Source organism: Bradyrhizobium yuanmingense (assembly GCF_029167105.1).
Classification (GTDB): domain Bacteria; phylum Pseudomonadota; class Alphaproteobacteria; order Rhizobiales; family Xanthobacteraceae; genus Bradyrhizobium; species Bradyrhizobium yuanmingense_A.
Genome location: NZ_JARFML010000039.1, coordinates 16639 through 29386, shown reverse-complemented (window position 1 = coordinate 29386; position 12748 = coordinate 16639). Strand labels below are relative to the sequence as shown.

Sequence of the window (12748 nt, the reverse complement as noted above, 5' to 3'; positions counted from 1 at the left end):
CGTTGGGGTTGTCTAGAGCAATCCTGAGCGGTTTTGAGGACTCGCGCTGAAGGGATGAAACGGATGTTGCGCGCTGCTTGGCCTGAACTGACAGGCAATCTTGCGTCCACGCGGCAAAGTGCTGTCGTCTTCCTTGATAGTGTTGATCAGGAAAGCGACATTGCAAGCCGGCGAAACTGTGCTGCAAAATGGACAAGTATCGGAGACGCTCATTGCCTCTTCGCCAATCTTAGCATCCAAAGAGGTACTCATGATGAAGCTGCCCATGCCTGGCTTTGCGCGCTGACCGCATTTGAAGTTGCCAGGCGACTATCCGATGAAGACGACCCGCAAAGGGTGGACGTTGTGGCCAAGCTGGAGGCCAGCGTCGAAGGCTTCGGATCCCTAGATCAGAGGGTGGAGCGTGTCCAAATCACACTCTATGATCATGGCGAGTTGTCTGCCTACTACGTGCCCGCCGGTACTTCCAGTTCGTGCGTCCCCGCAATTGTTTGCATCAGCCGGGAAGAAGAAACCGCAGGGATCCTGCTTGGTAGACTCTTGCCCCTTGTAACGGGTCGAAACATGGCGGTTCTCGTCGTCTCTTACGATGATGTCGCAAGTCATTGGCTTGGACCGTCACAAATATTGCTTTCTTGCTGCTTCGATCATTTGTCGACCCTACCGGAGATTGATGCGTCTCGAATGGCAATCTACGGAGAAGGCCTTTCAGCCGCGCTCGCGACCGATTTTGCTGCGACTGACCGCCGCGTGTCTGCGGCGATTTGCGACGGGGGGCTTTGGAGCTGCACCCGGACTCGGTCATCTATTGAGTGGATGACTAGGACTGCTGAGACTCCGGACGCGGGGCTGTCCACGACCCAACGATCGCGTTTGGCGAGGAAGTTAAGGTGTCCCATTCTCGTCGTTGCTGGCGAGCGCAGCATTTTCAACGCGTCTGAGGCAATCAAATTAGAGGCTGATTGCGCCTCGGCGAGCATTGACCTCGAATTGTTAATGCCACGGACCCCAGAGGGCGCATTCGAGAACTTCATAGCATGCGATGAGGCGGTCTTCGAATGGCTCGAGCGCAAGCTCGATCGCGCTCAGCTTTATAGCAGCCCGAGGCTTAATTTCTGAGATGCCAATCTGCTGTTCTTGGCAATCGCGTTTAGCCGCTTGTTGAGATAGGCAAGCGACTCCTCATCCAAGCCATTTAGAATCGTCGAATTAACGGCTTGTCTCTTGTCCGACAGCTTAGCAATTTCCGTCCGCACCTTCGGGGTCAACGAGATCTGCAAGAATCTCGCATCATCAGGCGAGGTGGCGCGGATTAGAAATTCCAATTGTTCAAGTTTCTTCGTCTGAGTCGTGATAAAGGCGGGGTGAAACCCCAATTTATTCGCCACTGCAATGCCGGAAACACCGCTGCCATGGTCGAGTTCATCGATCGCCATCAGCATCAGCCATTGAGGTTCGCTTATACCGATTAATTCCGCCCAACTCTTGTCGATCTCTTCCAGTTGAGCGCGAATCTCAATGATGTTCCAGATCAGGTCTCTTACAGCCCTGTCGAATTGCTGTTGCGTGGCCATTTTCATTCTTGTGCCAGTTCTGATTGTCCGCGGCGGCGAGCGTGAGCGGAATCCGCTGCATCCTATCCAATCTCGGGAAGTCTGAAATAGCCCACCCAGAGCATGCCTGCCATCTAATTTATCAATTGACTTGTAAAATTGATTTGTGATAGCAATATTGCGACCGCTAAGGCTCGCAAGGCGGTCTGCTCAACCAAATCTCCAAGAAAGCCCTCGGGATGCCCCCCGGGGGTTTTGTTTATTGGACGACTCCCTGGCCCTTTTGCCGCGCTGAACGCTGCGTATGTTGCCAATCAGCAACGGAGCGGCGCAAAGGGTTTGTTGGTATCATTAATTGATTGCAGTAATTGATGATCGAAAGTATGTCTCGATGGGACAGCGAGGGGGTCCTCGAAGTCGTTCCGTCAAGCGGTCCGCCTGGGGTGACGCTGGTAGCGGATCTTTGAAGGACGGAAACGCCGTTTCCAACTTGGAGGTTCATCGATGAAAGTGATGAAGGCTATTGTTCTTGGGTCAGTGGCGATGTTCGTGGGGGCTGGTGCGCAGGCTGCCGACCTTCCCGTCAAGGCCAAGGCGGTCGAATACGTAAAGATCTGCACCCTGTATGGCGCGGGATTCTACTACATCCCCGGCACCGACACCTGCATCAAGCTCGGCGGCTATCTTCGTGCCGATGCGGTCTTGGGAACCAGCTCTGACTTCGACTTTCCCAGCAGCGGCGTGCCGGGCGCTAAAAACCGCCTCGGCAACTACTATACGACATTGGCTCGCCAAGCTCTGAGAATCGATACGCGCACTGCGACCGAGTGGGGCGTGGTTCGGACCTACTATGAAGGTGTGTTCACCTGGAGAACCGGTGCCTATTCCGGTGCAGGCACGACTGGCGTGAATGGCTCGACCGCCTATACTACGTCGACTGCTGCTCAGATCGCTGGTGGTTCGCTTGGCGTCTACTACGCTTTCATTCAGTTCGCCGGATTTACGGTCGGCAAAGCAGAGTCTCAGTTCAGGACACCTTGGGCCCAGTATCCCGCGAATAACCTCGAGCTGCCTGGAAGCGGCTGGGATCCGGTAAACCAGTTCACTTATACCGCTGACTTTGGTCAAGGAATTACAGCCTCGTTCTCGGCCCAAGATCAGGTGCAAAATTACACGACCAACGTCTGGAACGTGAGTGGCGCGACCGCGGCTGGGCTGGCGACCGGTGCGTACGGTGCGAATGACATCGGAGGCTCGCGAGCTCCAGACCTCGTCGCGATGCTTCGTGTTGATCAGGCCTGGGGCCTCTTCCAAGCGTCAGTCGCTGCGCATGACAACCATGCAGCCTACTACGGGGCCGATGAAACGACTGGCCATCCGGGCGACAAATGGGGCTGGGCTGGTCAGCTAGCATTATCGATCAAGAATCTCCCGACTGGCGCGGGTGATACGATCAACCTGACGGGTGTGTATGCAAACGGTGCGAGCCGTTACGTCTTCCAGGACTATATGTCGACCACGTTCGCGATGTATGGCGGCGCCGGGGCGGCGGGTGCTTACCAGAGCTTGGGCATTGCTGGTGTGTCTGACGCCGTGTTCGTCACCGGTAAGGGTCTGGAGCTGACCACGACCTATGGCTTCAACGGTGGCTACACCCACAACTGGGATCCATACTGGAACACCTCGATCTTCGGCGCGTGGGCGGCTGTCAGGTACAATGGCACAGCCAAGAGCTATATCTGCAGTGCATTTGTCGCAAGCCTCGCATTGTCGAGCGCTGTTGGCGGCTGCAACCCCGACTTTAACTATGCGGTAGTTGGTACGAAGACGTCCTGGACTCCGATCAAAAATCTGACCTTCACGAGCGAACTCGCGTACCTGATGCTCGACCAGAAGTACGCCGGAGGAAGCACCGTGACCCTACCGTTGCAGTCGGCTATCGCAAAGCCGGTTGCTGCTTATGAGCTGAAGGATCAGAACAGCCTTGTGCTGCTGCTCCGCGCTCAACGCAATTTCTAAGCGGTTTTTACAGCGAAAGGAGCAACAAACAAGGCTCTAAACTAACCTCCAAGAAGGCCTCCGGCATGCCCGCCGGGGGCCTTTCTCGTTACAAGTCGACTTCCGCCTGTGTGGCTCGATTGATCAGCTCGGAGAAGTCGTTCACTCCAGGCACTAACGACATGTTCCCGGACGGGGGCTGCATAGAACCAGCATATTCGTTCTGGCCCCGCGAACGCGCGTCGAAACTTAGGTCGGTTTTCGACGTCATAAGCGCCAATGGCACCATAGGGAAGGCTTGAGGCGCGGAGGGTGCGCACGTTGAAACCTCTATCCGAACGCACGAAATGGCGGTCTCAAGTGCCTGCTCGATGCGGCAACAGGAATGGAGCAGGGAAGCAGGGAAGCAGGGAAGCAGGGAAGCAGGGAAGCAGGGAAGCAGGGAAGCAGGCCTAACCTCCAGATCGCTTTGCCTCAAAGGATCGAATGGCGGGCTTTGGGCATTACGCCCCCGCGCCCTACCGGTCGACAACGCAGAATTTCGGCCGATGTGCCTCTTATTAAGAGGAATTCACCTTTGCAACGTTCTCTATAATGCTGCGATTAGGATCTTTTAGATCTTGAAGAATACGTGCGCCGGGCGTGACCTCACCTTTGAGCGAAGTCGAGAAATCTTCTTCCCAGGTAAATGGGGCCGCGACCATTCAAGGGCCGCGGAAATGCGCAGCCCTCTCCTCAAAGGACATCAAATAGCCAAGAACCAAGGAGCTAAGACAATGGCCGTCAGGAAAGGACCTCAAGTGTTTCCGCGCACGGAATACTTGCGAAGGCTTGCCGCTGTGAAAGCAGAAATGGTCAAACGCGACATCGAGGCGCTCGTGGTCACCTTCGATCGCAGTATCAATTATCTGACCGGATACACCGCGCGATCAGCCTATGTCCCGCAGGCTCTTGTCGTTTCCGTTCACGAGGAGGAGCCATCGCTAATTCTGCGTCTCATGGATGTGCCAGCAGGGATTCATCTGACGTTCCTCGAGCGGAATAGGATTGTTGGATATCCCGAATCGCTCGTTGGCAACCCCGAGAAGGATGGTTACGACGCTGTGATCGATTTTCTTCAGGAAGCTAAGCTAACCAACCGCGGGGTTGGTCTTGAAATGGGGCAGCTCCCAGCGCGCGCGGCGGAAAACTTCAAGAAGCGATTGCCGGGGGCGAGGTTCGTTGACTGTACGCACGTCGTCACTTGGATCAGGGTCATCAAGTCCGATCTTGAAATAGCTCTGATGAAAGAAGCCGCCGCAATTGCTGATGCGGGTATGATGCGCGCGGCCGAAGTCATCCGCCCCGGCGTGCATGAAGCTGACGCGGTCGCCGAGATCCTTTCGACATTGGCGCGCGGCGCCAACGGCAAGCACGGAACGGGAATCGCGAATATCTTCATGTGCTCCTCGCCGCGCACCGGAACAAGCCACATCATCTGGAGCGACGACATCTTCCGCCAAGGTTCGCAGATTAATCTTGAGCTCGGCGGCGTGCGCCACACCTATACGGCCGCAGTCATGCGCACGTTCTCGATTGGCAAGCCTTCCGACCGTCTACGTCGCGTGCATGAGGCCGAGGTCCAGGGCCTAGAGGCGGCGCTGGAAAAAGTCCGACCCGGAGCAACCTGCAGCGACGTCGCCGAAGCATTCAATCGCACGATCGGGAAGTCGGGCTTTCAGAAAGAATCCCGCTGTGGCTATGGCATCGGCATCGATTGGAACGAGGCGGTCACAAGCCTTAAGGAAGGAGACCTGACAGTTCTGAAGCCCAACATGACCTTCCATCTGATGCTCGGCAACTGGATCGATGAGGATTTCGGCTATGTTCTCAGCGAGACATTCCGGGTCACGGACTCGGGGGCTGACGTGTTGACTCGGGTGCCACGTCAGATTTTCGAGATTTAACTCGGCTGCCGACTCTTCCGATCAAGAGCCCGCCGCGCTGAAGTTGGCAGCGTCCCTCGGGACGTTGCCAGTATACTCGCTGCATGCTCGCGACTCAGAGAAGCTTCCAGTTGCCGGCGGCCCCCTGCTTCTCCTTCGGCGCACTCGCAAGATCGGCTCTTCTTTATTTCTGTCCGCCTCCGGGTTAATGAGAGCAGGGCGACGGTCGTTTCAGTTTCGTCTTCGATGATACCCATCGGCGGTAGCAGCCTGTGTGCGAGGCGGTTTTCGCGCTGAGAAAGCTGATCGCACCGGGCGCGATGTGCCGGGCTGGTAGCCTCGACTGCTGATCCGTCTCGGCCTAGGACGGCCGGCCGCGCCAAGTTAGGACCAGGCGGGAACGATGCCCGCGTTCCCCTCCTTGCTGCAGAATTTCGGCATATTAGCCCCGATCTTCGCAGCTATCCCGCTAGAATACTCGCTTAGATTCTTCCTCTGAAGCCGAGATATACAGATGGGAGCGGCGATGCGAGTTTCGTCGACGGCGCAAATTAACCGTGATCAGTTGAAATCGGTGCAAGGTCAAATCGCCTTTGCGCGACGCTCGCCGAGCGAGAAAGCTCCGGAAATTGTGGTGCCGGGATCCGATGGACCCTTGGTGAGCTATGACGTCACGATACGCGACGCGCGACCAATCGTGGACGAACTTTCCCTCGGCAGGGAAGGTTTCACTTTGGTCCAGCACAAGATCTCCTGCGCGAACGAGCGTGATCCTGAGGTCATGCGCGACAGGTATCTCGAAGAAATGGTCCCGTTCATCAAGGACTACTTCAAAGCCTCGTGGGTCGTTCCCAAGAAAGACGCCGTTATCATTCGCTCTGTCGGCGCAAGCTCTGCTCCTCCCGCAGAGAAGGGAGCCGGCCTGGTCAGGCCATATGTGGCCAGCTTTGCTCACATTGACTATGCGCCGATCGCTGGGCCTGTGATGGCCGCGCGGGAAGACCAACTCCAGGGCATTCCGATCCGCGCCTATTCTCGATTGATGATCATTCAAGCCTGGCACGCTCTTTCGGAGCCGCCGCAGGATTTTCCGCTGGCATTTTGCGATGGTAACTCCGTTGTGGACACGGATCTCGTCGATACCATCTACGAGAAATACGACGTCAAACACAAGACATGGCTGGTCCACTACAGTCCAGTCCACCGCTGGTATTACTTCCCGGAGATGACCTCCGAGGAGTTCGCTCTTTTTAAAGGATACGATTCCGAAGACGATCACAATCCGAGGTCCGCTCATGCGGCATTCGACGATCGTCGCGCTTACCCAAATGCGAAACCCCGCAGGAGTGTCGAGGCGCGCTTCTTCGTGTACTACGACTGAAATACTGAGAGGGTCTTTTGAGAGTCGGGATTTTTACGCGAGTTCATAGCGGCTTGCGGCAGGCGAGGCGAAGGGGAAGGTTCCTCAGATGACCACAGTTCTGATCACGGGCGCGAATCGCGGCATTGGCCTTGCGCTTACGCAGCAATACGCGACCGAAGGTTCCGAGGTTTTTGCCTGTTGCCGGGACCCAGCCAAGGCCGACGATCTCAAACGGCTCGCAGCGTCGTCCGGGGGGCGCGTTCGGATCATCCCATTGGACGTCGCCGAGGAGTCCTCAATCGTCTCCCTTAAGCGTACGTTGGGCGATCAGCCCATCGACATTCTCATCAACAATGCGGGCATCAGCGGCCTATCAGCCGAGCGGATCGAGGCGAAGGGCTACATGACCACGATGCGTGTCAATGCCCTGGCCCCCATGCTGATCGCGCAGATCCTGTACGACAATTTGAGACTCAGCACCCAGAAGAAGCTGGTGGCGATCACCAGCATTATGGGCTCGACGAGCAGCGCTGCAGGCGGCAAGTATGCTTATCGGGCCTCGAAGGCGGCGCTCAACAATGGCATGCGCGGCTTGTCGCGCGCCTGGGCTCGAGATGGAATCCTGGTGGCACTACTCAATCCTGGTTACGTTCAAACAGAGATGGTCAAGGGACAAGTTGCATTTATATCGGCTGAGGAGTGCGCGCGCGGCCTCATCGCCCGCATTGCGGAGCTCACGGACGCAACCACCGGTATTTTTCAGGATTACCGGGGTGTCAAGATTCGCTGGTGAACGTCTCATGCCGGAAGATCGACGGCTCCTGCTAGCTTTGAACGGGGCGTGCCTGTCGTACTGACCGCGGACGAAGTTCTCGTTTTAGGCGCGCCTAAGAACGAGCTGAGGCCCATTTCGTCTTAGAGCAAGACAGGATGGTGAAAATCTGCTGGCTGGCACCCGCGATATTCGCGTCGCGAAGCAGTGCCGCCTCGATCAGCCATAACCTGCTTCTCAGTTCTCGAGTTGCTGAAACCGATGCCCGGTCGCTATACACAATTTCCACGCAGCGGTAAACTCGGACCGCATTTGAGGTTGTCTGCCAACGCAGCCGCTTTTGACGTCGATCTGCAGGAAATAGGGCATGACAGAGCATTGCTATTGGCGCTTCTCGCGTGCCTTGCATCGCGCGATTAGCGACCAATGTTTAGCGGACATAGAGGCTCTCCTGGATGAGAACGTGTACTGGGCGCTTTACGGCCCCATCGACATGTTTCCGTTTCTCGGCATCCGGAATGGCAAGCATGCCGTTCTGGAGGTCATCCGTCACATCTCCAGCAATATCCAAGTTCAACGTTTCGACCGCGAGATGACCATACTCGGCCTGGACTCCGCGGCCTCAATCTTGCGCTTCTCGCTGGTGTCGCGCGCGTCGAAAAGTCAATCACGTTGGCGTTGCGCAGTTCGCCCAGTTCGAGGCGGCCCGGCTCATCAACATGCGCGCTCATCGATACGTTCGATCTCGTCGAGCAGACGCTCGGACGCTCAATTCATCTGCCGAACATCAGTAGCTGCGCGCAAAAAAGCCCATAGATAGGATTTCTCTACACACCAAGTTCCGGGAAACGAGCAAAGCCGCGGTTCGCGCGACTTTGCTGTCACCCCGGCCGGGCTTTGCTCGGCGATGTATTTATATGGGGTGCCGCGATCCCAGTTCAGGCGGCTCTTTCATGGCCGTAAGCTTCTTGGTCCTGCGAAGTCGATCCAAGAAGAGCGATGTCTTGATTTCTCGGACGTCATCATCGAATTGAGCCGTAGCTAAAGCGTCAGACCCCCATCTATGACGATAGTCTGTCCCGTGATCATCGGCGCGCCAAAACCGAGATAGACGATCGTTTCAGCAATATCTTCGGGAACGCATCTGCGCCGCAGGGGAGTGCGCTCGATGGAGCTTTGCCTTTGCGCCTCAGTCCACTCGATCTGCCAGGTGCTATCAACCGCGCCCGGCGCCACCGCATTAACCCGGATCTCTGGCGCAAGACCTTGAGCAAGATGCCGCGTGATCGCAATGATACCGGCCTTGCTTGCCGCATAGGCCAAACTAGATCCCCTTGAGGTCAATGCTGACACTGAGGCCAAGCTTACGACCGCACCTTTCGATTGCCGCAAGGGGGGGGCCGCCGCGCGTGTGCATCGGAAAAGTCCAATGAGATTCGTGTCCAACACCGCCGACCACAGTTCGTCAGTAATGAGGTCGAGCTCGGAGGACGCAATCGACTTCCGCGCTCCAGGCGTGCCAGCATTGTTGACCAGAAGGTCAAGGCCACCCATCTTGTTTACGGCGGCGTTTACGAGTTCTGCCTCTTTTCCATCGCCGATGGCGCCTGGTATGCCGAATACCTCATACCCCTCGGCCCGGAGCTTGCCGACCTCCTCAGGCCCCCTCGCATCATCCGGAAGATGATTCAGCGCAACGGTGCACCCTGACTCTGCCAGCCGCTTCAGCGTCGCCAGACCGATGCCTGACGCCGCACCGGTGACGAGCGCTCGTTTTCCCGACAGTCCATAGCGGATCATAGTCTCTCCTTCATTGCTTTCTCTCAAAGCGAGTTCGGTGGCGCCCAAGGGCTCGCCCGAGGGAAATGAACGCGCATTGACAGACTTTTTATATGATATAAAAAGCTCGCGCAACGCGAGATCCTTGCGCCATGCGAGGCTCACTCTCGTCAGGCCAATTGCCTTACCGGCCGTTTACCGCGCCAGACTCACCGGCTTTAAGCGCTGAAAACATCGTGCCCTTTAACAAAGAGATGGAGTAAGATGAGCAATTCAAAGTTGTCGAAGGGAAGTACCGTCATTGAGTCTGGCCGCCGCATGACCGGAGGGCGGTTTATTGCTGAGACCATCAAGGCGAAGGGAATCTCTCACGTCTTTTTCATGGATGCTGTTCTGCGGCGCGCGCTCACCGAGATGGAAGACCTCGGCATCAAGCGAATTCTTGGACATTCCGAAAAAGGAATCGCGTACATGGCGGATGGCTATGCGCGCGCGCTGCGACGCCCCGCCGTATGCATGGCGCAGTCAGTGGGAGCTGCCAATCTTGCCGCGGCTCTCCAGGAGTCCTGGTTTGCGTACGCCCCTGTCGTCGCGTTGACTGGGCGTCATGCCGCCAACTACCAGTACCGAAACGCGTATCAGGAGCTTCCACACGAGCCGCTTTACGCCTCCGTCACGAAGTTCAGAGGTCGGGTCGATGAGGTGGCGCAATTGCCTCATCTCCTTCGCCAAGCATTCAGAGAGGCGACAACCGGTGCCTCCCGCCCGGTCCATCTCGACATCACGGGCTATACAGGCGACATCGTCGGCGCCGCCGAATTCACCGCTTCCATCTTTCCCGAAGAGACTTTCGCGAAGGTGCCAGCTTTCCGTCCTTCTCCGGACGGGGAATCGGTCAGCCGTGCTGCGGCCGCAATCGCGGCTTCAGAGCGCCCCGTGATCCTTGCGGGCGCCGGCTTGATGATGTCGGGCGCCGAAGAGGCCCTTAAGGCATTCGTCGAACATCACGGAATTCCCGTTGTGATGTCGCTCGATGCGAAGCACGCTCTTCCGGAGTTCCATCCGCAAAACGGAGGCGTAGCCGGGACCTATTCGCGATCCTGCGCAAACAGGATCCTGCACGATGCGGACCTTGTCATGTACGTCGGCAGCGATACGGGCGACATGATCACTAACCACTGGAAGCTGCCGCGGCCAGAGACGCAAATTGTACAGATCGACATCGATCCGGCGGAGCTTGGTCGCAACTTCCCGGAAGCGATTGGTGTCCACGGGGATCCGAAAGCGGCTCTCGAGCGCCTTTCCTTGGAACTGCCGTCCCGTGCGCGGGCAGGGTGGCTGCGAAAAGTTGTTGATTACGTCGCCGAATGGCGGGCAGACGCGGAGATCGCGCGATCCTCCGAGGCGACGCCGATCAGGCCAGAGCGTCTATGCCGGGAGATCTCGGAGTGGCTTCCGAAGACCGCAATGCTGGTGGCCGATACCGGATACGCATCGCATTGGAGCGGCACGCTTGTCTATCTGACCGACCCGGCTCAGGGATACCTGCGAGCCGCCGGATCGTTGGGCTGGGCCTTTCCTGCTTCACTCGGCGTTCAGTGTGCGATGCCAGATCGTCCCGTCGTCTGCTTAACCGGCGATGGCGGTTTTATGTATCACCTTCCCGAACTGGAAACGGCTCGGCGGTATGGCCTTAACGTAATCACGATCGTGAACAACAATCACTGCCTTGGACAGGGCAGGAGAAACATCGACATTGCCTACGAAGGAAGGAAGGGCAACAAAGAGGAGATCTTTGCCTATCGAGACACAGATTTCGCGCAAATCGCGCGCGATTTCGACTGCTTCGGGGTGCGCGTCGAGAAGCCCGGTGACTTGGCAAAGGCCTTCGATGATGCGCGCCGATCCGGTAAGCCCGCCGTCATCGACGTGGTGACTGAGTTTGAGGCGCTCGCTCCCTTGCCCTGGGCCCCGCCCTCCGGAAGCTAATCCCGTACTCCCCCTGTCCAGACATGTCTTAAAGGGGCCCGCGCGGCCCCTTTAATCTTTTGTGGCTCCCCACCCCGTGATACACGGACCTGCCTGTGAGGAGCAGACCTACAGAAGTCGCGCCAGTCGAGACGGGAACGAACAGAAATGAGAAAAGCGGGATCGGAAGACGCGGACTCCTCTGCTTCCTCTTTCACACTCCCCATGCCCACCGAACTTGATTGGCTGCACGTCGGACGTGATAACTTACACGCGAGGATATATCTGCTGCTTCGCAAAGCTCTCATGGCTGGCCGGTTTCGGCCGGGCCAGCGCCTTCTTCTCAAACCATTGGCGCAAGAGCTTGGAGTGAGTGTCACTCCCGTGAGGGAGGCCCTTCTGCGGCTGGCTTCCGAGCGCGGGCTTGTTCCGCATCAGTCGCGCACGATGATGGTCCCGGTCTTGAGCGTGGCCCGTTTCAGGGAAATTCGTGACATTCGAATTGAGTTGGAAGGGCGAGCTGCAGAAGCTGCGGCGAACAACATCTCAGCGGGCGACATCATCGCGCTGGAGAAAATGCAGGAGCAACTGATGTTGGCAAGACGCCAGCGCGACGTGCAGACCGTCCTCGCGATCAACGAAGAATTTCATTTCAGGATTTACAGATCGTCAGACTTGCCGGTGGTCTGCGGATTGATCGAAAGCCTGTGGGTTCAGATCGGTCCGCTTCTCACGCTGAATGATTTCAGTGCATCCCCAACCGCGAAGGATCATCCGCACCGAGCGATCCTCGCAAGCCTAGCTGCTGGAGATGGTGCAGGTGCACGGCGTGCCTTGGCAAACGACATCATGTGGGCAAGCAAATATCTCGAGATAGCCGCCGTCAGACTCAACGAATCGCCGGTAGATAAGGAAAAAAGAAAACCGATTACATCTTACAGCGCGAACTGACGATCAGCTCCATCAATTGACCCGCTGTTCGAGGGCGCATTGGCGACGTACAACACACATCGAACTGATCGTCTCGGGTGTAGCTGCCATGAGCTAGCACTAATGCCATATCCAATACGGGTTTAAGCGGGGTGCGAATGCCTCCGATACTTCGTAACCTCGCAACAAAGGGCTCAAATGTCTGGACGGTGAGACACAAACAGACCAGCATAGCCCATTGCGCCTTACGAAGAAGCTCGCTGCTGCGCCTCGCGCGAACAGCTCAACGCGGTGCTAGCGGCACTCGCGCCGGAATAACGCGCATCACCATCGATTTTAGCCGAAGATTGTATCAGGCTTCGTGAGACCAACTATCTGTGGAGCAATGAAGGCCGTGTGGCAAGTCCGCGGACGGCGGAGATCGAACTCGCTTAAAGATTGCGGTGAAGTTAAAAGTGTC

9 protein-coding genes and 1 pseudogene are annotated in these 12748 nt (G+C 57.0%); 8 read left to right on the top strand and 2 right to left on the bottom strand.

What is annotated here, in order from left to right; all coding sequences use genetic code 11:
* Positions 1-63: 63 nt before the first annotated feature.
* Positions 64-1119, top strand: a complete 1056-nt coding sequence (locus tag P0R31_RS34065; protein ID WP_275519064.1) for a hypothetical protein — start codon at positions 64-66, stop codon at positions 1117-1119.
* On the opposite strand, the gene P0R31_RS34060 is transcribed toward P0R31_RS34065, so the two are convergent.
* Complete coding sequence (locus P0R31_RS34060; protein ID WP_275519062.1) at positions 1092-1574, bottom strand: MarR family winged helix-turn-helix transcriptional regulator; 483 nt, start codon at positions 1572-1574, stop codon at positions 1092-1094. The two genes, P0R31_RS34065 and P0R31_RS34060, sit on opposite strands and share 28 nt — an antisense overlap.
* 483 nt (positions 1575-2057) lie before the next feature.
* On the opposite strand from P0R31_RS34060, the gene P0R31_RS34055 reads away from it, so the two are divergent.
* The 5 genes and pseudogenes from P0R31_RS34055 to P0R31_RS34035 all read left to right on the top strand — a co-directional run bounded on the left by P0R31_RS34055 (position 2058) and on the right by P0R31_RS34035 (position 8427).
* Positions 2058-3572 (top strand): porin, encoded by a 1515-nt coding sequence (locus P0R31_RS34055; RefSeq protein WP_275519060.1) that lies wholly within the window; start codon positions 2058-2060, stop codon positions 3570-3572.
* 755 nt (positions 3573-4327) lie between these two features.
* Positions 4328-5497, top strand: a complete 1170-nt coding sequence (locus P0R31_RS34050; RefSeq protein WP_275519058.1) for a M24 family metallopeptidase — start codon at positions 4328-4330, stop codon at positions 5495-5497.
* 493 nt (positions 5498-5990) lie between these two features.
* A complete protein-coding gene (locus tag P0R31_RS34045; RefSeq protein WP_275519056.1) occupies positions 5991-6857 on the top strand; it encodes a CmcJ/NvfI family oxidoreductase in 867 nt (288 codons plus the stop codon).
* Between the two features lie 88 nt (positions 6858-6945).
* Positions 6946-7632: an SDR family oxidoreductase gene (locus tag P0R31_RS34040; protein ID WP_275519054.1), complete on the top strand. Its 687-nt coding sequence runs from the start codon at positions 6946-6948 to the stop codon at positions 7630-7632.
* 346 nt (positions 7633-7978) lie between these two features.
* A pseudogene (locus P0R31_RS34035) lies at positions 7979-8427 on the top strand (nuclear transport factor 2 family protein).
* Positions 8428-8652: 225 nt separating this feature from the next.
* Here the strand turns inward: P0R31_RS34035 and P0R31_RS34030 are convergent.
* A complete protein-coding gene (locus P0R31_RS34030) occupies positions 8653-9525 on the bottom strand; it encodes an SDR family NAD(P)-dependent oxidoreductase (protein ID WP_275519052.1) in 873 nt (290 codons plus the stop codon).
* 129 nt (positions 9526-9654) lie between these two features.
* Between P0R31_RS34030 and P0R31_RS34025 the strand changes: the two genes are divergently transcribed.
* Together P0R31_RS34025 and P0R31_RS34020 are read left to right on the top strand one after the other, a co-directional pair.
* Complete coding sequence (locus P0R31_RS34025) at positions 9655-11379, top strand: thiamine pyrophosphate-binding protein (protein ID WP_275519050.1); 1725 nt, start codon at positions 9655-9657, stop codon at positions 11377-11379.
* Between the two features lie 204 nt (positions 11380-11583).
* Positions 11584-12309, top strand: coding sequence for a GntR family transcriptional regulator (locus P0R31_RS34020; RefSeq protein ID WP_275519048.1), 726 nt, complete (start codon positions 11584-11586; stop codon positions 12307-12309).
* The last annotated feature ends 439 nt before the right edge of the window (positions 12310-12748 follow it).

What these genes read in the sequence shown, in the direction of transcription:
- P0R31_RS34055 (WP_275519060.1), top strand. Translation starts at nt 2,058, where the DNA reads ATGAAAGTGATGAAGGCTATTGTTCTTGGGTCAGTGGCGATGTTCGTG.
- P0R31_RS34050 (WP_275519058.1), top strand. Translation starts at nt 4,328, where the DNA reads ATGGCCGTCAGGAAAGGACCTCAAGTGTTTCCGCGCACGGAATACTTG.
- P0R31_RS34065 (WP_275519064.1), top strand. Translation starts at nt 64, where the DNA reads ATGTTGCGCGCTGCTTGGCCTGAACTGACAGGCAATCTTGCGTCCACG.
- P0R31_RS34020 (WP_275519048.1), top strand. Translation starts at nt 11,584, where the DNA reads ATGCCCACCGAACTTGATTGGCTGCACGTCGGACGTGATAACTTACAC.
- P0R31_RS34060 (WP_275519062.1), bottom strand. Translation starts at nt 1,574, where the DNA reads ATGGCCACGCAACAGCAATTCGACAGGGCTGTAAGAGACCTGATCTGG.
- P0R31_RS34045 (WP_275519056.1), top strand. Translation starts at nt 5,991, where the DNA reads ATGGGAGCGGCGATGCGAGTTTCGTCGACGGCGCAAATTAACCGTGAT.
- P0R31_RS34025 (WP_275519050.1), top strand. Translation starts at nt 9,655, where the DNA reads ATGAGCAATTCAAAGTTGTCGAAGGGAAGTACCGTCATTGAGTCTGGC.
- P0R31_RS34040 (WP_275519054.1), top strand. Translation starts at nt 6,946, where the DNA reads ATGACCACAGTTCTGATCACGGGCGCGAATCGCGGCATTGGCCTTGCG.